Genomic DNA, 21,151 nt, shown 5'->3' on the forward strand with positions numbered 1-21,151 from the left:
AGGTGAGACGTTCCAGATGATCCCGAACCAGTGGTATCCGATCCTGCGGACCGAAGACATCAAGAAGGACACCCCCACCGGCGTGCGGCGCCTCGGCGAGGAGCTCGTGCTCTGGCGCGACCTCGACGGCAGGCTGGTGTGCCAGTCGGCGCGCTGCCCGCACAAGGGCGCGAACCTCGCCGACGGGCGCCTGGTGGGCAACTCGATCGCGTGCCCGTACCACGGCTTCCGGTTCACCACCGAGGGCACCTGCCGGCACGTCCCCGCGCTCGGCGCGGAGGGCCGCATCCCGGCGTCCCTGAAGGTCGACACCTATGAGGTGCGCGAACAGCACGACCTGGTGTGGCTGTGGTGGGGCGACAAGCGCGAGGTCCTGCCGGACATCGCCCTCGCGCGCGAACTCGCGGAGCACCCGCGGCCGTACGAGACGATCACCTTCAGCCGTCCGGTGCACTACACGCGCTACATCGAGAGCCTGCTCGAGTTCTACCACGTGACGTTCGTGCACCGCGATCACTGGGCGAACATCATCGACTACACCTTCATGTACGGCAGTTGGCGCAAGCTCTGGCTGGACGGCCGGGAGCGCTACATCGCCGCCAACAAGATCGTGAACCATCGCGTGGACGTCGAGGGCACGATCATCCGCAACACCTTCGACCAGTGCGAGGAGGGCAACCCCTCCAACATCTGGCACTTCGACCTCATCTACCAGGCGCCGTGCATGACCCACGTACGGCAGGGCCTGTTGGAGGTCACGACCTGGCTGGTGCCCATCGACGAGCACAACACCCAGGCGATCATGCGGCTCTACGAGTATCCGCTGCTCAAGAAGATGGTGCCGGTCAAGCAGCTGCGGCCGCCGATCCTGCGGCTGTCGCTGATGATGGAGCAGTACGTCCAGGACCGGCAGGACAACGACATCATGGCCCGGCAGGAACCGAAGGTCAGTGAGCGCGGCGTGAACAAGTTCATCGCCGTGGACGAGCTGAACGCCAAGTTCCTCCAGATGCGCGACCGGTTGAAGGCGGAGGCGCGCGCGGCGGAGGAGGAGCGCGCGGCGGCGAAGTCGCCTGTGGGGCCTGTGGCGGCGGAGAAGCCTGCGACGGCGGAGAAGCCTGTGGCGGTGGAGGCTCCTGAGGCGCAGCCGGGTGCGGTGGTCCCGGGTCCGGCCGCGGGCCAGGGCCGGGAGGCGGTGCCCGCCGGCGGTAACGGCCATGGCCCTGGCAACGGGGACCGGCGGGCCAGGAAGGAGGCCCGTGCGGGCGGGTTGAGCAGGACCTCGCCCTGACCCCGGCGCGCGTTCCGGCACCGCCTGCCGGAACGTGCGCCACGGGGCGTCAGCGCCTGGCCACCCGCAGCGCCACCGGTGCGGGCACGGCGGTGTCGTCGGGGTCGTCGGCGCTTTCGGGGTCGTCGGTGAGCCGTGCGGTCAGGCCGGCCCACCACTGCGGCCCCTCCTCGATGTGGCGCAGCAGGATGCCCTCGCGCACCGCCCAGGGGCAGACCTCCGCCGTGTCGATGCCCATGAGCTTCATGGTGGTGTGCGCGACGACCGCTCCGGCCAGGCTCTGCGCGGCCCGCGGCGCCGAGATCCCCGGCAGCCGCGCCCGCTCGGACACCGGGAGGCGGGCGAGTCGCTCCTGCGACCTGCGCAGGGCCTCGCGCTCCAGGCTCCGGTGCACGAAGGGACCACGCCGCCCGGGGGCCTCACCGGTCAGCCGCGCCAGCTGCTGGCACGTGCGCGAGGTCGCGACCGCGGTGCGCGGGCCCTCCCAGCGGATCCGTGCCCCCACGTCCCGCAGCTGGTGGCGCACCTTGCGCCGCATCGCCTTGACCGTCTGCGCGGACGGCGGGTCGTCGCCGGTGAGGAACTCGTGGGTCAGCCGGTTCGCGCCGAGCGGCAGCGACACCGCGAAGTCCGGCAGGCGCCCCCGCCCGAAGGCCACCTCCAGCGAGCCACCGCCGATGTCGAACAGGACCAGGGGCCCCGCCTGCCAGCCCAGCCAGCGCCGCGCACCGAGGAAGGTCAGCTCGGCCTCCACCTCGCCGGGGAGCGTGCACAGGGCGACGCCGGTGCTCGCCCGCACCGCGCGCAGGACCTCGACGCGGTTCGGCGCGTCGCGCACCACGGCGGTCGCGAAGGCGAGCGGCAGCGCGGAACCCCAGCGTCCGGCGGTCGACGCCGCGGCGTCGACCGCTCGTACCAGAAGGCGCACGGCCTCCTCGTCGAAGGGGGCGCCGGGTGCGACCCGGTCGCAGAGCCTCAGCTTCCACTTCTTCGTGTGCACGGGCAGCGGCGCCCCACCAGCGGCATCCGCCACCACGAGGCGCACGGTGCGCGATCCCACGTCCAGCACGCTCACTCGCATGCTCCCTCAGTACCCAGGGGGCTTCACGCCACGCCCCACACCGAGTACGCCTGGCGTTTTCCCGTACTTCAACTGGCCGTAACCTTTCGGTCACCTCCCGCGTCCGGGAAAGCCTGGGCGCGGCGGATCACGATGTCGCCGAGGCCGGTGCGGGCGCGCACGTGCACGGTCTGTGCCCCCTGGCCGGGGCCGTCGACCGGGCCGAGGTCGTTGTGCACGGTGCCCGCCCGGGAGGTGACGTCGAGCCAGGCCGCGGTGCCCGGGTGGATGCCGATCTCCAGGTTGCCGGTCTGCGTCTGGAGGTCGACGCGGCCCCGGGCGACCTCCGCGATGCGGATGTCGCCGCCGGCGGACTTCGAGGCGACGTCGGCGTACGCGCGGCCCACGGAGACGTTGCCGTTGGCGGCCTTCAACCGCAGTTCGCCGGATATCAGGTCGACCCAGGTGTCGCCGTTGGAGTTCCTGATCTCCGCGGCGCCGTCGATCTCGTGGACGCGCACCCGCCCGGATCCCGTGGTGACCTCGGCGTGGCCGTCGATGTGGTTGACGGTGACGGCACCGCGCTCCGTGCGCAGGCGCACCGGGCCGGTCCTGTCGAGGCGGATGTCGCCGTCCAGGGTGTTCAGGGCGCAGGCGCCGAGGGGGCCGTCGCCGGTGAAGTCGCCGAGGGACGCGGTGCCGTTGAGCCGGGAGCCGCCGGGCAGCCGTACCTCGACGAGGACCGCGCCCGCGTCGCCGCGCCGCAGCCCGGGTTCGGGCGTCCGTACCGTGAGGCGGTTGCGTACGAAGTCGACGCGGGTGCCGTGCGCCGCCCGGACGTCGGCGTCGTTGTCCTTGTCGCGCGGGTGCACCTCGACGACGGTGATGGCGCGGCCGCCCGCGGTGATGTGGGCGACGCCGACGGCGATGTGGATCGTGGCGGTGATCGGCTCTGGGGTGTCGAACGTGGGCAAGGTCCCCTCCTCGTGACTCTGCCGGGCGTCCCCGCCGAGGGGACGTGCTGGGTCGGCGCCGCGCGGGCCGACGGGGGATCGGCGCCGCGCGGGGCCGACATCGGGAGCGGGCCCCGCCGGCCGGTGAGGCCGGAGGAGCCCGCTGTGTGGACGCCCGGGGGCGAAGGCGCTGCGGTCAGCCGCGGTACTGCGGTTCGCGCCGCCGCTGCCAGGGCCGGGTCTGCTGCTGCGCGGCCAGGCGCCGGGACAGCTTCTCGCCCTCGACGTCCATGTTCGGAAGCAGCCAGTCGAGCCATTTCGGCAGCCACCACGCCGCCCGGCCGAGCAGGGCGAACAGCGCGGGCACGAGCGCCATCCGGACGATGAAGGCGTCGAAGAGCACCGCGACGGCGAGCCCGAAGCCGATCATCTTGACCAGGTCGTTCTCCTCCATGATGAAGCCGGAGAAGACGCTGATCATGATGATGGCGGCGGCGGTGACCACTCGTCCGCCGTAGCGGAAGCCGGTGACGACCGCCTCGCGCGGCTCGACGCCGTGCACGTACGCCTCGCGCATCCGCGTCACCAGGAACACCTCGTAGTCCATCGCGAGGCCGAACACCACACCGATCATGAAGATCGGCATCGTGCTCATGATCGGGCTCGGCTGGTCCACGCCGAAGACGTCCGCGAGCCAGCCCCACTGGAAGACCGCCACCACGGCGCCGAGCGCGGCGGCCACCGAGAGCAGGAAGCCGAGGGCGGCCTTCAGGGGCACCAGGATCGAGCGGAAGACCAGCATCAGGAGCAGGAAGGCCAGGCCGACGACCGTGCCGAGGTAGGGCAGGAGCGCGTCGTCGAGGGTCTTGGAGAAGTCGATGAACGACGCCGTCTGGCCGGTGAGCAGGATCTCCGGGCCGTGGTCGGCCTTGATGTCCTTCGCCATGCCGCGCAGGGACTTCACCAGGTCCTTGGTGTCGTCCTCGTCGGGCCCCGTGGTGGGCACCACGTTCACGATGGCGGTGTCGCCCGCCTTGTTGAGCACGGCGGGGCCGACGGACTCGACGCCCGGTTCCTTCGCCATCTTCGCACGGACGCCCGCGGACTCGCTCTTGGCGTCCTTGTCCTCGATGGTCACCATCAGGGCGCCGTTGAAGCCCTTGCCGAAGGACTCCGACATCATGTCGTAGGCCTTGCGCTGGGTGGTGTCGGGAGCCATGGTGCCCTCGCCGGGCAGGCCGAGCTTCATGCTCGCGGCGGGTACGGCGACGGTGCCGAGGCCCACGACGGCCAGGAGGAGCACACCGACCGGGTGGCGGAGCACGAAGCGCGCCCAGCGGGCACCGAGGTTGGGGCGCTGCAACTTGGCGGCCCGCTTCTCGGCCTTGCGCTGCTTGCGCGCGGAGAGCGCCTTGCCCTTGTACCGCGCGCGGTCCTTGCGGGCGAGCACCTTGATGGGCGCGAAGCCGAGGAGCGCGGGGACGAGGGTCACGGCGATGAGGACGGCGACGGCGACGGTGCCCGCGGCCGCCATGCCCATCTTGGTGAGCATCGGGATGTTCACCACGATCAGGCCGCCGAGGGCGATGATGACGGTGAGCCCCGCGAAGACGACGGCGCTGCCCGCGGTGCCCACGGCCCGGCCGGCGGCGTCCTGGCGTTCACGGCCCTCGGCGATCTCGGACCGGTAGCGAGAGACGATGAACAGGGCGTAGTCGATGCCGACGGCGAGCCCGATCATCATGGCCAGGGTGGTGGTCGTGGACGACAGGCCGAGCGTGGAGCCGAGCGCGGTGATGCCGGAGATGCCCACGCCCACACCGACGAGCGCGGTGAGCAGCGGCATGCCCGCGGCGATCAGGGAGCCGAAGGTGAGCAGCAGGACGATCGCGGAGACCGCGATGCCGACGGCCTCGGCGGAACCGTTCATCGTCTGCTCCACCTTGACTGCGTCACCGCCCGCTTCGGCCCGCAGACCGCTCTTGCGCGCGTCGGCCAGCGTGTCGTCCAGGGCGTCGTGCGCCTTCTCGGACACCTTGGTCGCGATCACCTTGTAGGTGGCGGACACATAGACGGTCGACTTGTCCTTGCTGACGGCGGCGCCGCCCGCGTAGGGGTCGCTGACATTGGCGACCTGGGGCGCCTTGCGCAGTTCGGCGACCACCTTGCCGACCTTGGCCCTGGCCCCGGGGTCGGTGATCTTCCCGTCGCCGGGCATCCGCAGCACCACGCGGGCGGTGGCGCCGTCGGCGCTCGCGTCCGGGAACTTGTCCTCCAGCAGGTCGTACGCCTTCTGCGACTCCGTGCCGGGCATCGAGAACGTGTCGGCGGGGGGCGTCGGGGCGGACGAGGCGGCGTAACCCACACCGCCGAATATCAGCACCCACAGCAGAGCCATCATGCCGCGTCGCCGGAAGGCGAAGCGGCCCAGTTTGTAGAGGAGGGTAGCCACGGCGGGGGGACTCCTGTCGGGTAGTCAGGAACGAGGGGACGGTCGTTGCTCCTGTACGGCGTACGACCCGCAGCGCAACTATGGCACCACCATGGCGCCACGGCAAGCTCACTTTGGCGCAGCTGCGGCGCCAGCAGGGAAGGGATGGCTCACACGCCCGGCGTGCGTGCCGTGGAGCACGCCACGACGTCGCGCTCCACCTGCCCGAACGCACCCCGCACATCGCCTCACCCGCCCCAGGCCGGGAATGCAGTCCCGGCCGACCCGCCCGCTCCGGACCGCCGCGCCTTCCCGTATACCCCCGCATCCACCGGCCGCACGGTCGGTTTCCGGCAAAACCCAGGAGGGCCGGTATCCAGCCAGGCAGTCCGGCGTACCTCTGTTGGCGCTTGAATGGCGCCATCGTTGTGCCATGATGACGTCATGGACCTCACCCCGTACCTCGACGATCTCCGCCAGGAGCTCGCGGTCGCCGCGGACGCGGGCGGAGCCGAGACCCGGGCCCTCGCCCGGCAACTCACCGGCCCCCTGCGGACCGCCGCCCGGCTCACCCTGCTCAACGCCCTGTGCGCCGCCATGGGCGAGGTCAACCGCGACCTCGCACCGGGTTCGGTGGTCGTACAACTGCGAGGCCTGGAACCCGAGTTCGTGGTGACACCGCCGCCCTCGGCTCGGGACCGCGTGGTGGGTGCGCGGAGCAGGACGGCTTCCGGGGCTATGACTTCGGACGCGATGACTTCGGACGCGGTGGCGTGCGGCACGGGGGCATCCGACGCGATGGCGTCCGACCCGATGACGTGCGGCACGGGGGCATCCGACGCGACGGTTTCCGACGCGATGGCGCGTGGCACGGGGGCGTCGGACGCCGTGGCGCCGGTGATCCCGTTGTCCGCCGAAGGGCCGTGCGGCGGCACCATCCGGCTTCAGTTCGGCACCTCCACCGGCATGGCGGAGGCAGCCGAGCTCTTCGACTGCGTCCGCGCCGACCACGAGGAACGCACCCTGCACCTGCCGAGCGACTGTAGTGTCGCGGACGTGCGGGCCGTGCTGGACGCCCTGGACGGCGCGGCGATCGAGGCGGACGCGATCACGGTGCACCGCTCCACCCTTGACGACGTCTTCCACTCCCTCGTCGGCCCGCTCCGACCGGACGACGGCCCCGGCCCCGGCTTCGGCGAGCCCGCCGAGGACCACAGGTTCCCCGGCCCCGGCCGGTGCTCCCCCTAGCGGCCGGTGACCAGCGGCAGCGAACGCGGCCCCGTCAGTTCGGGGCTCCGCATCAGGACCGGCGGGTTGTCCGGATCCGTGCGCAGTTCCGGGTAGCGCTCCAGGAGGATGCCGAGCGCGACCCTGCCCTCGAGCCGGGCGAGCGGCGCCCCCAGGCAGAAGTGGATGCCCCTGCCGAACGCGAGGTGCGGGTTGGGGTCGCGCTCCGGACGGAACTCCTGGGGGTGGGCGAAGACCCGCTCGTCACGGTTGGCCGCGCCGGCCCACACCGCGACCACCTGCCCCGCGCGCAGCGTCCGGCCGCCGAGCCGCACGTCCTCGGTGGTGACGCGGTGGAAGACCTGGAACGGCGTGAGGACGCGCAGGGTCTCCTCGACGACGCCGGGCAGGCGCGCGGGGTCGCGCCGCAGCCGCTCCCGCTCGTGCGGGTGCGCCGCCAGGCAGAGGACCGCGTTGCCGAGCGTCATGGTCGTGGTGACGTGCCCGCCCACGAGCAGCAGTTGGGCCAGGTTGCCGATCTCGGCGCCGGTCAGCCGCTCGCCGTCGACCTCGGCCAGGACCAGGTGGGTGAGCAGGTCCTGCCGCGGGTGGCTCCTACGCTCCTCGGCGTACCCGGCGAAGTACTCGCCCATCCGGCGCGACAGGTCGAAGACGGCCGCGGCGGACTCGGTGGTCAACGCGTCCCCGACGGAGGCGTGGTCGCGGGGGATCATCGCCTCGCTCCACTCCCGGAACAGGACGCGGTCGCTGCTCGGCACGCCGAGCAGTTCGGCGATCACGGTCACCGGCAGCGGGTGGGCGACGTCGTCGACGAGTTCCAGGGTGCCGGTGCCGCGCTCGTCGGCGCGGTCGAGCAGCTCATGGGTGAGCGCGGCGATCTGCGGCTCGAGGGCGGCCACGAGCCGCGGCGTGAAGGCCCGGCTGACGAGGCGCCGCAGCTTGCGGTGGTCGGGCGGGTCCATCTGGGTGAGCAGGCCGCTCTTCTCGTACTCCGGCGTATCGGGTACGAGCACCGGCACCGTGTCCGACGAGTAGGTACCGGGGTTGGAGAGGACCTCGACGCTCTCCGGGTGGCCGTAGACGTTCCAGAGGCCGATCGCGCCGTCGCCGTCGAACTCGACGGGCCGCTCCGCGGGGGTGCCGCGGAGCCAGAAGTGCTCCTTGGGTGCCTGCCAGGCGTCGACCAGCGTGGCGAGGGACGGGGTCGGAGGTGACGTGGGGGGTGATGTGGGGGGTGACGTGCGGGGTGACGTGGGCGGCGACGAAGGGTTCAGTGACTGGTAAGTCACGATATTTCACCTGTTTCAGGGTGTGCGGGAGTGCGCCCGTACGGTCGGGGACCGTACGGTGCCGGGGCCGCGCGAGAGTTGCGCGAGAGCTGCGAGGGGTTACGGGAGCCGCGTGCGGGGAGGCCGCCGGGCGGTCACGCCGGTGAGCGGCGGAGGGTGGCGCCGAAGACGCGAGGAAGGGCGGCGGAGACGCGGGGGTCGGGCGCCGGGGTCAGGCGCTGCGTATGCCGGTGCGGGGGCACGCGTGCAGCGCGTGGCGGAGACGGCCGGACTGCGGCACGGATTCCATGACGCCACCATGGCATCATGATGGCGCCATTGCAAACCGGCACGGCTCACTCCGGTTCCGCCACCGGGTTTCGGCCGCGGGCCGGAGCGCACGACGAAGGCCGTCCACCTCCGGGTGGACGGCCCGTCGAGTCGGTGCGGTCAGGAGCGGTCAGACGCGGCGAAGGCGCTGTTCGGGTGCGGTCGGGCGCGGCTCAGGCACAGCTCGGGTGCGGTCGGGCGCGGCTCAGGCACGGCCAAGCTGCGGCTCAGGCGCGGCCACCGCAGCACAGGTACGGCCTAGGCACGGCCAGCCACAGCACAGGTACGGCACAGGTGCGGCCAGCCGCGGCACAGTTACGGCCCAGGCACGGCCAGCCGCGGCTCGGAGACGGCCAGCCGCGGCTCGGGCGCGGTCAGGCGCCGGATCCTCGCCGCGCCCGGTCCAGTACGCCGGGCAGCCTGCGCAGGAACGCCGACACCTCGTCCTCGCCGATGATCAGTGGCGGGGCGAGCCTGATGGTGTCGGGCAGGGCGGCGTTCACCAGGAGCCCCGCGTCCTGCGCGGCCTGCTGCACCTGCGGGGCGCACGGCTCGGTGAGGACGATGCCGAGCAGCAGCCCGGCGCCGCGGACCCGGTCGACGAGCGGGTGCCCGAGGGCCTCGATGCCCTGGCGAAGGTTCTCGCCCTGGCGTTTGACGTGGTCCAGGAGTCCGTCGCCGTGGATGGTGTCGAGCACGGCGAGCGCGGCGGCGCAGGAGACGGGGTTGCCGCCGAAGGTGGTGCCGTGCGCGCCGGGAGCCATCAGGTCGGCGGCAGGCCCGAAGGCGAGGGTCGCGCCGATGGGCAGGCCGCCGCCGAGGCCCTTGGCAAGTGTGAGGACGTCGGGCTCGACGCCGTGCGCCTGGTGCTCGAACCAGTGGCCGGTGCGTCCGATGCCCGTCTGCACCTCGTCGAGGACGAGCAGCGCCCCGGCGGCGCGGGTGATCTCACGGGCCGCGGCCAGATAGCCGGGGGGCGGGACGACCACGCCGTTCTCGCCCTGGATCGGCTCGATGACGACGAGCGCGGTGTCGGTGTCGACGGCGGCGCGCAGCGCTTCGGCGTCGCCGAACGGCACATGCGTGATGTCACCGGGCAGCGGTTCGAACGCGGCGCGCTTGGCGGGCTGTCCGGTGAGGGCGAGGGAGCCCATGGTGCGGCCGTGGAAGCCGCCCTGGGCGGCGACCATGCGGCGCCGGCCCGTCAGCCGGCCGATCTTGAAGGCCGCCTCGTTCGCCTCCGCGCCGGAGTTGGCGAAGAAGACCCGCCCCGAGCGCCCGGTCAGCCGCAGCAGCCGCTCCGCGAGCAGCACCGGCGGCTCGGCGACGAACAGGTTGGAGACGTGGCCGAGCCGGGCTATCTGCTCGCTGACGGCCCGGACGACGGCGGGGTGCGCGGTGCCGAGCGAGTTGACGGCGATGCCCCCGAGGAAGTCGAGGTACTTCTTGTCGTCCGCGTCCCAGAACGCGGCGCCCGCACCGCGCACCAGCGGCACCCGCGGTGTGCCGTAGTTGTCCATGAGCGACGCCTGCCAGCGCTCGGTGAGCTTGGTGTTGCCCCGCTCCCCCGCGGCGGCGCCGGTGTCACCGGTCTCGCCGGAGCCGCTCGCGCCGCCCGTGGCGGTACTGGCGGTTCTGCCTGTGTTCATCGCATCCCCTCGGTGACGGCCGCGCTCGTCGCGGCCTTCTGTCGGCGGCCCCGTTCAGCGCAGGTCGTCCTCGATGTCGGGCATGACCAGCGTGCCGATCTCCTCACGCGTGAACATCTCGAGCAGGACCGAGTGCTGGACCCGCCCGTCGATGACGCGCGCGCTGCCCACGCCGTTGCGGACCGCGTGCAGGCAGCCTGCCATCTTGGGGACCATGCCGTCGGCGAGCTCCGGGAGGATCTTCTCCAGTTCGCTGGCGCTGAGCCTGCTGATGACCTCGTCGCTGTGCGGCCAGTCCGCGTACAGGCCCTCGACGTCGGTGAGGAAGACGAGCGTGTGGGCGTTCAGGGCACCGGCTATCGCGGCGGCCGCGGTGTCGGCGTTGACGTTGTAGACGTAGTCGTCGTCGACGCTGCGGGCCACCGGGGAGATGACCGGGATGCGGCCGTCGGCGAGCAGCGCCTCGACGGCGCCCGCGTTCACCCCGGCGATCTCGCCGACGCGGCCGATGTCGACCTTCTCGCCCTCCGCGCCCTCCGGCCAGTGCTTGACGGCGGTGATGGTGTCCGCGTCCTCGCCGGTGAGGCCGACCGCGAGCGGGCCGTGCTGGTTGATGAGGCCGACGAGCTCGCGCTGCACTTGTCCCGCGAGCACCATACGGACGACGTTCATGGCCTCGGGCGAGGTGACCCTGAGGCCCGCCTTGAACTCGCTCTCGATGTCGTGCAGCTTCAGGGCCTTGCTGATCTGCGGGCCGCCGCCGTGTACGACGACGGGCTTGAGCCCGGCGTGCCGCAGGAAGACGATGTCGTGCGCGAAGGCGGCCTTCAGCTCGTCGTCGATCATGGCGTTGCCGCCGAACTTGATGACGCAGATCTTGCCCTGGTGACGGTTGAGCCACGGCAGCGCGTCCATGACGGACTGCGCCTTGACCAGTGCGGGGTGCTCCTGGGTGCTGATCCTCATGACGAGTACGCGCTGTTCTCGTGGACGTACTCGGCGGTGAGGTCGTTGGCCCACAGGGTGGCCGACGCCCCGCCGGCGGCGAGGTCCGCGGTGATGACGACCTCGCGGCCGCGCATGTCCACCGATTCCCGGTCCGCGCCGATCGCGCCGTCCTTGCAGACCCAGACGCCGTTGATGGCGACGTTCACCCGGTCGGGGCGGAAGGCGACGGCGGTGGTGCCGATGGCGGAGAGCACCCGGCCCCAGTTGGGGTCCTCGCCGTGGATGGCGCACTTGAGGAGGTTGTTGCGGGCGATGGAGCGCCCGGCCTCCACGGCGTCGTCCTCGCTCGCCGCGTTCACGACGTCGATGCGGATGTCCTTGGAGGCGCCCTCCGCGTCCCCGATGAGCTGGCGCGCCAGGTCCTCGCAGACGGTGCGCACGGCGTCGGCGAACTCCGCGTACGCGGGGGCGACGCCTGCGGCACCGGAGGCGAGCAGGAGCACCGTGTCGTTGGTAGACATGCAGCCGTCGGAGTCGACCCGGTCGAAGGTGACCCGGGTCGCCGCCCGCAGCGCCTTGTTCAGGACGTCGTTGCCGAGGTCCGCGTCGGTGGTGAGGACGACCAGCATGGTGGCGAGGCCGGGGGCGAGCATGCCCGCGCCCTTGGCCATGCCGCCGACCGTCCAGCCCTCGCCCTCGTACACCGCCGTCTTGTGCACGCTGTCGGTCGTCTTGATGGCGATGGCCGCGTCCTCGCCGCCGTCCGCGGAGAGCGCCTGCGCCGCGGTGTCGACACCCGCGAGCAGCCTGTCCATCGGCAGGCGTACGCCGATGAGCCCCGTGGACGCCACGGCGACCTCGCCGGCGCGCAGCCCGCCGAGGCTCGCCGCGACCTTCTCTGCGGTGGCGCGGGTGTCCTGGAAGCCCTCGGGGCCGGTGCACGCGTTGGCGCCGCCGGAGTTGAGGACGACGGCGCCGACGGCGCCGGTCCTGATGACCCCTTCGCTCCACACCACGGGCGCGGCCTTCACACGGTTCGAGGTGAAGACGCCCGCCACGCTCCGCCGCGGTCCCGCGTTCACCACCAGGGCCAGGTCCGGATTTCCGTTGCTTTTGATTCCGGCCGCGACACCCGCGGCTGAAAAGCCTTTTGCTGCCGTGACGCTCATGGCGCTACTACTCCTTGGTGGAAGTTCCCAGTTGCCTGAGAAAGCCGAGGGGGCCACCGGCAATGACATGGCCCGAGCCGCCCCATTCCTCGATTCTGACGACGGAGCGCCGCACCCCGACCTCCCGTCCGTCCGTTCCCGTCGAACGCCCACATCGCTGATTTGGCAGCTCACCGATGTGCCACCGGCGCCGACGCGCGGGGCCGGGCCGACAACCCGCAACAAACTACAGGTAATTCGGGCTGTCGGCATCGGCTGTCCTGTCCACGGGACAGTGGGACGCCGTCGCCGACCCCCCGGAGAACTCCGTGCCCGCGGCCGGGAACCGCGTGTGTGACCCCCTTCGCACCGGTCCATGGGCGTACGGACACCAGGTTCGCAGGCCCTCGTGGGACGCCCGTCACATTTTCCCGGACATTGTCGGGACCGCTGCGCGGATTTAACGGAGTTGCCACGGCGGGCGCGCGGGCGGCACCGGGCAATTCGCCGGGGCGCGGCCGGGTCTGGACGCCGGGCCCGTATCGTCCGACAATGACGGGGCTGGCGCGTCTGTGCCAGGCTCGACCGGGACGCAAGCCCGGCGGCACGGACTTGTGTGACTCAGTACACGGAACCGGTGCCTTGAGACGGAAAAGGCACCGGGCAGGCTTGAAATGGAGTGGACCATGAGCAGCAACCCGTTCGACGACGCGGATGGCCAGTTCTACGTCTTGGTGAACGACGAGGAGCAGCACTCGCTGTGGCCGTCCTTCGCCGAGGTCCCCGCCGGTTGGCGGGTCGTGTTCGGTGAGGCCGCCCGCCAGGAGTGCCTGGACTACGTGGAGCAGAACTGGACCGACCTGCGCCCCAAGAGCCTGCGTGACGCGATGGCCGCGGACGCGGCGGCCTGAGCCGGGCTCGAGCCGACGCGTCCTTGACGCGACGGGCCCCGGTGCCGTATAGCGGCGCCGGGGCCCACTCATGTCCGCAGCCCGGCTCCCGGGCATGCGAACGGCCCGTCGGCAAAGAGCCCGACGGGCCGTTCGGCGGGTGCGTGACTCAGGCCTTCGCGCCGGCGCCGCGCCGCTCGACGAGGGAGTCGGCGATCTCACCGCTGCGCACGGCGATGTTCGAGAGCAGCGACGACGTGAGGCCGTGCGTGTGCTCGGTGCCGCCCTGGAGGTAGATGCCGCAGGACAGCTCCGGGCTGGTGACGACGCGGTAGTCGCGCTCCACCTGGTGGCGGCCCTCGGTGTCCCGCAGGCAGAAGCGGTCCAGGTCGCCGAGGAGTCCGGTCGGGTCCATGGTGCTGTAGCCGGTGGCGAAGACGAGCGCGTCGACGTCCATCTCCTGCTCGGTCTCACCGTCGAGCAGCGAGTGCAGGACGACACGGGTGTCGTCGCCGGAACGCTTGACCTCCTTGACCCGGGTGAGGTTCAGGAAGTGCAGCCGCTGGGCGCCCGCGACCTCCTCCTCGTAGCTGCGCCGGAACAGCTCCCTGATCACGTCGTCGTCGACGACGGAGTAGTTCGTGTTCTTGTGGTAGCGCCAGAACGCGTCCCGCGTCTTCTCGGTGCCGTAGTAGTAGTGGTCGACCGCGTTCGGGTCGAACACCTGGTTGGCGAAGGGCGTGTCGTCCGCGACGGAGTAGCCGTACGACGGCAGGATCGCCGAGACCTGGGCCCCCGGCAGCATGTCGTGCAGGTACTTGGTGATCTCGGCCGCGCTCTGGCCCGCGCCGACGACCGCCACGTTCCTCAGTTCCTCGGGCCGCATCCTGCCGAACTTGGCGAGGAACTCCGAGCTGTGCCACACGCGCTCGTCGCGCTCCATGCCCTCGGGCATGCGGGGCACGAGGCCGGTGGAGACGGTGACGTTGCGGGCCTTCACCACGCGGGTGCCGCCGCCCACGGTGTCGCGGACCACGACCTCCAGGTGCTGGCTGCCGCCGGGGGTCTCCTCGTCGACCACCCGGACCTCGGTGACCTCGGAGTTGTAGGAGACGCGGTCCTTGAAGCCCGCCTCCGCCCACTGCAGGTACTGGTGGAACTCCTGGCGGGTGGGGAAGAAGTCCTGGTTGTTCACGAACTGCACGAGGCGGTTCGAGGCGTGCAGGTACGAGACGAAGCTGTACTTCGACAGCGGGTTGCGGAAGGTCGCCAGGTCCTTCAGGAACGAGATCTGCATCGTCGCCTGCGGGAGCAGCATGTTGCGGTGCCAGCCGAATTCCGGTTGCCGCTCGAAGAACGCGGCCGCGACCGGCTGTTCCGAGGAATTCTCCTGATGTTCTTCGAGGGCGATGGCGAGAGACAGGTTGGACGGGCCGAACCCGATGCCGACGATGTCGTATATCTCGCGCTCACGAGTACCCATAGATTTATCTCCCGCTGGTGTAGCTTCGACTTCGACAGGGACTTCCGCATTTTCGATGAGGCAATTGCGGTTACCCAAGATGACCTTGGACTGAAATGCTTCGGTCGAAAATGCTGTCAACTCTCGTCCGACGTAGGGCTGATGGTCTCGATAATCTCGACCGGTGATCCGGGAGACACGCCTTCAGTATTGCGCCTGAGAACACCGCCACGCCAACTTAGAGGGGCCGGACGTACCTTTCAAGGGGCACCGGCCGTACTGTCTGCCAAGCACCGCTGTCCTGCCGACAGGACAGCCAGGTGGCCCAGCCAACTTTCTTGCCGACGACTCGCAATGCCCTGGTAGCGTCGGCGAGTTGGCACCGTACCGTGAGTGATATCAACGAAGGGGTGAACTCCGGATGTTCGTTCCCAGCCAGTACCGTCAACCGGACAGTTCGTGGATGCTGGACATCATCCGCGGCAATCCTTTGGCCCAGTTCGTGAGCAACGGCAGCCCCGAGGAGGGCCCGTTCGTCACGCACCTGCCGGTGATACAGGACCCGGAGTGGCACGGCGAATGGTCGAGCGACCTCGCCGGCGGCCGGCTCCTCGGACACATGAACCGCGCGAACCCGCACTGGAAGTCCCTGGAATCGGGCAGCGTGAATCTGCTGACGTTCACGGGACCGCACGGCTATGTTTCGCCGACTGTCTACGAGGTGACGCCTGCCGCACCGACGTGGAACTTCACCTCGGTCCATGTGCACGGAATCGTGGAGAAGATCGAGGGGACGGAGAACACCCTCGAGGTCGTACAGGCCACCGTACGTGCCTACGAGAAGGACTTCGGCACCGGATGGGACATGACGGAGTCCCTGGACTACTTCCGGAAGATCGTCCCCGCCGTGGGCGCGTTCCGCATCAAGGTCACCGGGGCCGAGGGCATGTTCAAGCTCAGCCAGGAGCAGCCCGACGAAGTCCAGGAGCGCGTGCAGCAGTCCTTCGGCGGCCGTGAGTGCACCCGGCACCGGGCTACGGCCCAGCTGATGAGCAAGCTGCCGTAGCCGGGGCGGAGCCGCGCGCGTCGGCGCAGGGCCCGCGCCCCCTTCAGGAGGAGCCCGGGCCCTGCGCGGTGTATGACCGTCCGCCGAGGTCAACAGCCCTGACCTCGGCGGACGTTGTACTGCTCGCGTACCTCCGGTTGCTGCTTGCGTACCTTCCGGTACCGCTTGCGTACCTTCGGGTACTGCTTGAGCGCCTCCGGGTCACCCCGGCCGGTGCGGCCGCGCGGTTCAGGCGCTGATGCCCGCCTGCTCCCGCTGCGCCTCTTCCTCCTCCTCCACCAGTGCGCGCTCGGCGGCGTTGTCCAGCGTCGCGAGCACCCACTGCTCGAAGTCGATGCCGGACTGCTCCGCGGCCTTGTGCCACCACTGGAGCCGGCTGCCCGGAACGGCGAGCCGTCGCATCGTCTCGGGGGTCCCCGAGCCGTCGCGCACCTCGTCCTCACGGGCGTCCCGGATGGCGCTGCGCAGCTGCTTCGTCGTCCACTGCATCTGCTCGGCGCGGTCGAGCCAGAGTTCCTGCTCGTCGATGGGCAGGGACGCCAGCTCGGCGTGGTGCTGGAAGCTCAGCGCCGCGCGGCGACGGCTGAAGTCGAACCGCCGTGAGACCCACGCGTAATTGCGCAGCGTCTGGTACTGCAATCCGGCCGCGCGGATTCCCCGCTGATAGCGGTCGGTGTAGTGGTCCTTGCCGTATACCAGCCAGTCCCCCAGCCACCAGGAAGAGGAGTTTACGATTCCGGAGAGCTGGCGTCCGGCCCGCTCCCAGTCCTCGAAGGTCAGCCCGGCCGGCATTTGCAGGCCCACCTTCGTCGTCAGGACCTGGCCACGACGCTCGTCGACTCCGGCCTTCCGCTGCCGCGGAACCGCGGTCGCGTTTCTGCGGAACAGCACGACCTTGGAGTCCTCTACGTCGCTGACCTGGTTCGTCATCATGCCTCCATGTGAATGAACGTCGAACGGACGCGGACGCGACAGTCCGCATCCGATCGGGAAAAAGCCATGCGGGTATGGCGCAGCCACAGTCCGGATCCCTCACGGATCGGGCGCCCTCGCGCGCAGCGCGGCGCAAGGCACAGGCTGGCCTGTCAATCACAGCCGATCGGCCGGATGAGGGGCTCACGAAAGCCGCTCGCCGATTCGGGTCGTCAGAGTTCCGTCAACTCACGGCTGGATCCGTCGGCGTGGCAACGTGCTCGTACGCCGTCGGCTCTCCCTCACCGTTCGAGGTGGCCGCCGGCACAGCGCACGGGCAGGTCCGGCCGTTCGGCGCGTCCGTCAGGACCACGCAGAAGGCATTCAGTCGGCATGTGTGCAGATACGTACATCAAGTACTCGCCCCGTTCAACTACTCGCCCCGTTTGCCTCGACCACGACCCCCCACGTGATCAGGTGGCGGTCGTCGACGTCCCCCGTCGGCACCGATCCCCCGGTCTCGCAAGCGGTCTCTTCTCAAGGCTCACCCGAGTAGAACCCGAGGCCCGTTGGAGATTCAAGGAAGAGGCCGTCGCTCGTCGCGACTTTTCGAAGTTCGAACAAGATAGCTCAGCTTCGCTATCGGTGTCCTGGGTGCGCGGTACGCGGATTCCAGCCTTCCGCATGTGCCACACCGATCAACTTCCGCCAGGAGAAGTAAGAATTCAGCCAACCAGAACTGTGGCGAAACAGTTGCAGAAGAGAAGGAGGCCGCCGGGGAACGCGGATGCCTCGGCCAGTTCGCGAGCCGGGAACGTCCGCTCCCGACGCGTCGGACGCCATTGGCGGACCCTTAGCGGAATCCTCGGACACCCGGAGAGCACCAGTATTTTCCATACGGACCCTTAACGCCAGTATGAGCCACGTCACCTGCACCGATCCCCGGGTGCCCTGGCGAGCCGCCGTGACAAGTCGCCCGGACAAGTCGATCGGTGCCGACCGGAGTTCGCGGCGCGCGGCGCGACGAGAGGCACGCGCCGCGGCCGCCGCGGGAAGCGGAATCGGCGCGGCTCCCCGCGCGGCCCCGCATCCGCAACCGCGCGGCCGACACTCCCGGCGCCGCCTCGACGCACCTCCGCGACCCGCTCGGGACCCGTACCGGAGGGCGCTCGCGGGCACCCGGACGAGCCCGCCGCACGCCCGTCGCACGCTCGCGCGCGGGCGCTGTTTGCTGGCGTGGTTGCCACACCGGGCACACCCGCCGCAAGATGGTGCGACGCGCTCGCGGATCCTAGACTCGACGCTCGGCAGCCGCCGCTCAGGGACGTCCGGGAGGGATCGCAGCATGGTTGTGCCCTGCGCATTGCCCATATCGACTCCGGTCAGTGGGGTGCCTGAGACCGAGCTGCCCGAACCCCGTCTCGCGTCCCCCTTCAGCACCTTCACCGACCAGGTCTTCCAGAACCTGCGCCGCGCCGACCAGCGCCGGTGGGCGGGGGCCTATCTCGCGGGGCTGCTCATCACCCCCGGCAAGAAGTCCGTGCGCCGACTCGCGGGCGCGGTCTCCCCCTCCCCCACCGCGGTGCAGTCCCTGCGCCAGTTCGTGAGCCTGAGCCCCTGGGACTGGGACCCGGTCATGTACGAGCTGACGCGCTGGGCCGAGGGTCATGGCCCCGCCGCCACCTGGGCGATCGGCCGCGCGGTGCTGCCCAAGCGCGGGGACCGCTCGGTGGGCGTGCACCGCTACTTCGACCCCGCCTCCGGGCGCACCCTCAACTGCCAGCTGGGGCTCGGCGCCTTCCTCGGCATAGGTTCCCTCCAGGTGCCTGTCGACTGGCGGCTGCTGCTTCCCGCGCCCTGGACCGAGGACCCCCAGCTGCGCCGGCGCGCCCGCATCCCCGACGAGGTCAGTCACCGCCCGCTGTGGGCGCAGGCCCTCGACCTCGTCGACACCCTGCGGGCCCGGACCGCGAACACGGCCGCGCCCGTCGTCGCCGACATGAGCGACGACCCGGACGTGAGCCTGTTCCTGCGCGGCCTCAGCCAGCGCGCCCGGGACTTCGTCGTCGCCGTGCCCCAGCATCTGAAGGTGCTCCCCGTCGGCGAGCGGACGCCGGGCATCCCGGAACCGGTGAGCGCGCGGGCCCATATCTCCTGCGGCAGCATCGACCCGGTGCTCGTCACCGCGCCGGACGGCAGGCAGCAGCACACCCACGCCCAGTCCGTCCTCGTGCGGCTGCCCGGCGCGCGGTCCGGCGCCACGCAGGAATACCCCTACCGGCTCTTCACCGAGGCCCTTCCGGACGGCAGCCCCGGGACCATGTGGATCACCAGCCTGACCCACCAGCGAATCGACAACGTTGCCTCGCTGGCCACCCATCGCGTCGGCACCACCACCGCCGTCGCGGGCATGGAACGGCACTTCGGCCTTCTCGACTTCGAGGGCCGGTCCTTTCCCGGCTGGTACCACCACATGACGCTCGTATCGGCTGCGTACACCTATCAGCGCTTGACCCACCGTCCCGTTCCACGGCATCTGCCCTGCTGTCCCGCCCCCCTGCCGCGACGAACCCAGGAACGACTGCACCTGGTCCCGTGATCGGGGCTCGCGTGCCACGGCGTTCTTCCCGCGCATACCGCGACCGGCCTTCCTGACGGGAAGTCAGCCGCAGGACCGCGGCAGGAAAAGTCGGGAAAAGGGTGCGGCCCCGGGAACCGCCGGGGGAGGTCGGTTTCCGGGGCCGCGGGATCGGTACCGGCGTGCGTCGGCACGGCCGGCCCGAAGCTGAGGGCCGCTAGCTCATGTCACCCAACCCGTATACCGCTGGGAGCTGCCCGGAGTGGCGCCGGGGGCGCGGTGCTCCGCACGGCGGGCGTGTTCCTCCGTGTCGAGCAGCCCCGAGACCGAGCGGACAAGCCAGGCGTTGACGGAGAGGCGTTCACGGCCCGCGGCCGCCTCGATGCGCGCCTTCAAGTGCTCGGGCGGGCGGAAGTTGATGCGTGAGGGCGCACTGTCCTCCTTGGTCGGTGCGCCCCCCTCTCCGGTCGGTGCGCTCCCCTCCCCGACAGCTGCCGCTGGCACCAGTGACGCCATGGATGGCGCCATTCCGTTCCGCGCATGGCCGATGTCGTGCCGGGGCTCTTCGTCGAACTGCCGCTCGGGGGCGGGCGGCGTCACGACGAAGGTCGGGTCGAGGCCCCGCAGCCGGATCTCGACCGAACCGGGGCTCAATTCCTGGGTGATCTCGTCAGCAGCGGCCGACAGGGCGTCGAGGAGCGTCAGGCGGACGGCGGAGGACAGCGGCGTGACAAGGCGTTCGGCGAGTTCCCGTGTCGCCTCGTCCCCCGTCTCCACCACGCCCGAGAGCTCCTGGCGCAGGCTGTCGACATACCGCGCGAGTTCCATGGCGCCATCGTTGCACCACATTGGCGCCACGCGCAAGTTTTCGAGTCCTGCCTCCGTACCGGGGTCCGGCCTGACCCGCTGCGGATCGCCAACTCGTGGCGCGAACGGGGCGTCTGGCTTACGCTCGCCGCCACAGGCGCACCACACTGGAACTCCACGACCAGGGCCGGCACGTGACGAGGAGTTGGTGAGATGTCCACTCAGTCCCCCACGGGATCCGCCGAGGCCACCAGAGAGGTGATCGACGCCTATCTGAACCGTCTCGAGGAACGGGACCTGGACGGTGCGGCGCGGCTGTTCTCGGAGACGGTGGAGTGGGTCGCTCCCGGTTCCCCGGACGTGCCGTGGTCGGGCAACCGGTCCGGGCGGTCGGGCGTCATGGCGTTCTTCCGGGAGCTCCACGAGTACCTTCAGCCCGAGGAGTTCACCGTCACGCACATCGTGGTCGACGGCGAGCAGGGCGTCATCCTCGGCCACCTCCGCGACACCGTCAAGGCCAACGGGAAGCCGCTGACCACGCCCTTCGCCGCCCATCTCACGGTCGCGGGCGGCCAGGTCACGCGCTACCACCTCTTCGAGGACACCTACGCCCTGCACCGCGCCGTCACCGAAGCCTGAGCAGTCCCGACCCCCACCCCCTGAGCACCCCCCTCCACCCCCTGATCCGCCACTTCGCCCCCCGGCCCCCCAGCCACCCCACACGGCACAGGACACCAGGAGAGGCACGAACGATGACCCCCCGTGACGGCGCGCCGTCCCATCCGGCGGTACGCGCCTTCGTAGCCGCCGTCAACGCCCAGGACCCGCAGGCGCTGTGGACCGTCCTCGCCGAGGACGCCACCGTCATCGACGTCGGAACCGAACGCGACACCGGCGCGTGGGTGGAACGGGAGCTCTTCTCGTCCCACGCGCACATGGAGGTGATGGAGGAGTCCCCGGACGGTCTGTCGGTGCAGGCCCGCTTTCACAACGACATCTGGGGCGACATCGACACCGCCTGGGAGTTCTCGGTGTCCGACGGCATCATCCGCCGCTTCGCCACCGGCCCCGCCTGAGCACGCACGCGGAACCGCACCGGCGCCCGAGCAC

Annotated in this window: 16 protein-coding genes and 1 pseudogene; 7 read left to right on the top strand and 10 right to left on the bottom strand. The window is 70.6% G+C overall.

The window, feature by feature from the left end:
- Positions 1-16 precede the first annotated feature (16 nt).
- On the top strand, positions 17-1,291 hold the full coding sequence (locus tag ACH4DX_RS08420) for a Rieske 2Fe-2S domain-containing protein (RefSeq protein WP_398154507.1): 1,275 nt from the start codon (positions 17-19) through the stop codon (positions 1,289-1,291).
- A gap of 49 nt (positions 1,292-1,340) precedes the next feature.
- Here the strand turns inward: ACH4DX_RS08420 and ACH4DX_RS08425 are convergent, their stop codons facing one another.
- The 3 genes from ACH4DX_RS08425 to ACH4DX_RS08435 form a co-directional block, all read right to left on the bottom strand.
- Positions 1,341-2,372 (bottom strand): Ppx/GppA family phosphatase, encoded by a 1,032-nt coding sequence (locus ACH4DX_RS08425; protein ID WP_398154508.1) that lies wholly within the window; start codon positions 2,370-2,372, stop codon positions 1,341-1,343.
- Between the two features lie 68 nt (positions 2,373-2,440).
- Positions 2,441-3,325 carry a DUF4097 family beta strand repeat-containing protein gene (locus tag ACH4DX_RS08430; protein WP_398154509.1) on the bottom strand — a complete coding sequence of 295 codons (885 nt, stop codon included), beginning with the start codon at positions 3,323-3,325 and terminating at the stop codon, positions 2,441-2,443.
- 175 nt (positions 3,326-3,500) lie between these two features.
- A complete protein-coding gene (locus tag ACH4DX_RS08435; protein ID WP_398154510.1) occupies positions 3,501-5,756 on the bottom strand; it encodes an MMPL family transporter in 2,256 nt (751 codons plus the stop codon).
- 423 nt (positions 5,757-6,179) lie between these two features.
- On the opposite strand from ACH4DX_RS08435, the pseudogene ACH4DX_RS08440 reads away from it, so the two are divergent.
- Positions 6,180-6,423, top strand: a pseudogene (locus ACH4DX_RS08440) (hypothetical protein); the annotation flags it as partial.
- Between the two features lie 556 nt (positions 6,424-6,979).
- Here the strand turns inward: ACH4DX_RS08440 and ACH4DX_RS08445 are convergent.
- The 4 genes from ACH4DX_RS08445 to argJ form a co-directional block, all read right to left on the bottom strand.
- The gene (locus tag ACH4DX_RS08445) at positions 6,980-8,272 is read right to left on the bottom strand and encodes a cytochrome P450 (RefSeq protein ID WP_398154511.1); all 1,293 of its coding nucleotides are present in this window, start codon (positions 8,270-8,272) and stop codon (positions 6,980-6,982) included.
- Between the two features lie 683 nt (positions 8,273-8,955).
- Positions 8,956-10,230, bottom strand: coding sequence for an acetylornithine transaminase (locus tag ACH4DX_RS08450; RefSeq protein ID WP_398154512.1), 1,275 nt, complete (start codon positions 10,228-10,230; stop codon positions 8,956-8,958).
- A gap of 54 nt (positions 10,231-10,284) precedes the next feature.
- Positions 10,285-11,196, bottom strand: coding sequence for an acetylglutamate kinase (gene argB, locus ACH4DX_RS08455; protein ID WP_398114600.1), 912 nt, complete (start codon positions 11,194-11,196; stop codon positions 10,285-10,287).
- The gene (gene argJ, locus ACH4DX_RS08460; protein WP_398154513.1) at positions 11,193-12,347 is read right to left on the bottom strand and encodes a bifunctional glutamate N-acetyltransferase/amino-acid acetyltransferase ArgJ; all 1,155 of its coding nucleotides are present in this window, start codon (positions 12,345-12,347) and stop codon (positions 11,193-11,195) included. The genes argB and argJ overlap by 4 nt, the downstream gene beginning before the upstream one ends.
- A 665-nt stretch (positions 12,348-13,012) precedes the next feature.
- Here argJ and ACH4DX_RS08465 point away from each other — a divergent pair.
- A complete protein-coding gene (locus ACH4DX_RS08465) occupies positions 13,013-13,237 on the top strand; it encodes an MbtH family protein (protein WP_030568432.1) in 225 nt (74 codons plus the stop codon).
- A gap of 148 nt (positions 13,238-13,385) precedes the next feature.
- Here ACH4DX_RS08465 and ACH4DX_RS08470 read toward each other — a convergent pair whose 3' ends face one another.
- Positions 13,386-14,699, bottom strand: a complete 1,314-nt coding sequence (locus ACH4DX_RS08470; protein WP_398154514.1) for a lysine N(6)-hydroxylase/L-ornithine N(5)-oxygenase family protein — start codon at positions 14,697-14,699, stop codon at positions 13,386-13,388.
- A 400-nt stretch (positions 14,700-15,099) separates the two neighbouring features.
- Here ACH4DX_RS08470 and ACH4DX_RS08475 point away from each other — a divergent pair, with 400 nt between their 5' ends.
- On the top strand, positions 15,100-15,744 hold the full coding sequence (locus tag ACH4DX_RS08475) for an FMN-binding negative transcriptional regulator (protein ID WP_398114606.1): 645 nt from the start codon (positions 15,100-15,102) through the stop codon (positions 15,742-15,744).
- 228 nt (positions 15,745-15,972) lie between these two features.
- Here the strand turns inward: ACH4DX_RS08475 and ACH4DX_RS08480 are convergent, their stop codons facing one another.
- Complete coding sequence (locus ACH4DX_RS08480; RefSeq protein ID WP_398114608.1) at positions 15,973-16,677, bottom strand: LmbU family transcriptional regulator; 705 nt, start codon at positions 16,675-16,677, stop codon at positions 15,973-15,975.
- A gap of 1,369 nt (positions 16,678-18,046) precedes the next feature.
- On the opposite strand from ACH4DX_RS08480, the gene ACH4DX_RS08485 reads away from it, so the two are divergent.
- Positions 18,047-19,255 (top strand): IS701 family transposase, encoded by a 1,209-nt coding sequence (locus ACH4DX_RS08485; RefSeq protein ID WP_398154515.1) that lies wholly within the window; start codon positions 18,047-18,049, stop codon positions 19,253-19,255.
- Between the two features lie 201 nt (positions 19,256-19,456).
- On the opposite strand, the gene ACH4DX_RS08490 is transcribed toward ACH4DX_RS08485, so the two are convergent.
- Positions 19,457-20,062 carry a hypothetical protein gene (locus tag ACH4DX_RS08490; protein ID WP_398154516.1) on the bottom strand — a complete coding sequence of 202 codons (606 nt, stop codon included), beginning with the start codon at positions 20,060-20,062 and terminating at the stop codon, positions 19,457-19,459.
- A 192-nt stretch (positions 20,063-20,254) separates the two neighbouring features.
- On the opposite strand from ACH4DX_RS08490, the gene ACH4DX_RS08495 reads away from it, so the two are divergent.
- Positions 20,255-20,680, top strand: a complete 426-nt coding sequence (locus ACH4DX_RS08495; protein WP_398114613.1) for a nuclear transport factor 2 family protein — start codon at positions 20,255-20,257, stop codon at positions 20,678-20,680.
- A 113-nt stretch (positions 20,681-20,793) separates the two neighbouring features.
- The gene (locus ACH4DX_RS08500; protein WP_398114614.1) at positions 20,794-21,117 is read left to right on the top strand and encodes a nuclear transport factor 2 family protein; all 324 of its coding nucleotides are present in this window, start codon (positions 20,794-20,796) and stop codon (positions 21,115-21,117) included.
- Positions 21,118-21,151: the final 34 nt, after the last annotated feature.

This window comes from Streptomyces sp. NPDC017940 (assembly GCF_044328435.1).
Classification (GTDB): domain Bacteria; phylum Actinomycetota; class Actinomycetes; order Streptomycetales; family Streptomycetaceae; genus Streptomyces.

What these genes read in the sequence shown, in the direction of transcription:
- ACH4DX_RS08500 (WP_398114614.1), top strand. Translation starts at nt 20,794, where the DNA reads ATGACCCCCCGTGACGGCGCGCCGTCCCATCCGGCGGTACGCGCCTTC.
- ACH4DX_RS08450 (WP_398154512.1), bottom strand. Translation starts at nt 10,230, where the DNA reads ATGAACACAGGCAGAACCGCCAGTACCGCCACGGGCGGCGCGAGCGGC.
- argJ (WP_398154513.1), bottom strand. Translation starts at nt 12,347, where the DNA reads ATGAGCGTCACGGCAGCAAAAGGCTTTTCAGCCGCGGGTGTCGCGGCC.
- ACH4DX_RS08420 (WP_398154507.1), top strand. Translation starts at nt 17, where the DNA reads ATGATCCCGAACCAGTGGTATCCGATCCTGCGGACCGAAGACATCAAG.
- ACH4DX_RS08490 (WP_398154516.1), bottom strand. Translation starts at nt 20,062, where the DNA reads ATGGAACTCGCGCGGTATGTCGACAGCCTGCGCCAGGAGCTCTCGGGC.
- ACH4DX_RS08480 (WP_398114608.1), bottom strand. Translation starts at nt 16,677, where the DNA reads ATGATGACGAACCAGGTCAGCGACGTAGAGGACTCCAAGGTCGTGCTG.
- ACH4DX_RS08470 (WP_398154514.1), bottom strand. Translation starts at nt 14,699, where the DNA reads ATGGGTACTCGTGAGCGCGAGATATACGACATCGTCGGCATCGGGTTC.
- argB (WP_398114600.1), bottom strand. Translation starts at nt 11,196, where the DNA reads ATGAGGATCAGCACCCAGGAGCACCCCGCACTGGTCAAGGCGCAGTCC.
- ACH4DX_RS08475 (WP_398114606.1), top strand. Translation starts at nt 15,100, where the DNA reads ATGTTCGTTCCCAGCCAGTACCGTCAACCGGACAGTTCGTGGATGCTG.
- ACH4DX_RS08425 (WP_398154508.1), bottom strand. Translation starts at nt 2,372, where the DNA reads ATGCGAGTGAGCGTGCTGGACGTGGGATCGCGCACCGTGCGCCTCGTG.
- ACH4DX_RS08495 (WP_398114613.1), top strand. Translation starts at nt 20,255, where the DNA reads ATGTCCACTCAGTCCCCCACGGGATCCGCCGAGGCCACCAGAGAGGTG.
- ACH4DX_RS08465 (WP_030568432.1), top strand. Translation starts at nt 13,013, where the DNA reads ATGAGCAGCAACCCGTTCGACGACGCGGATGGCCAGTTCTACGTCTTG.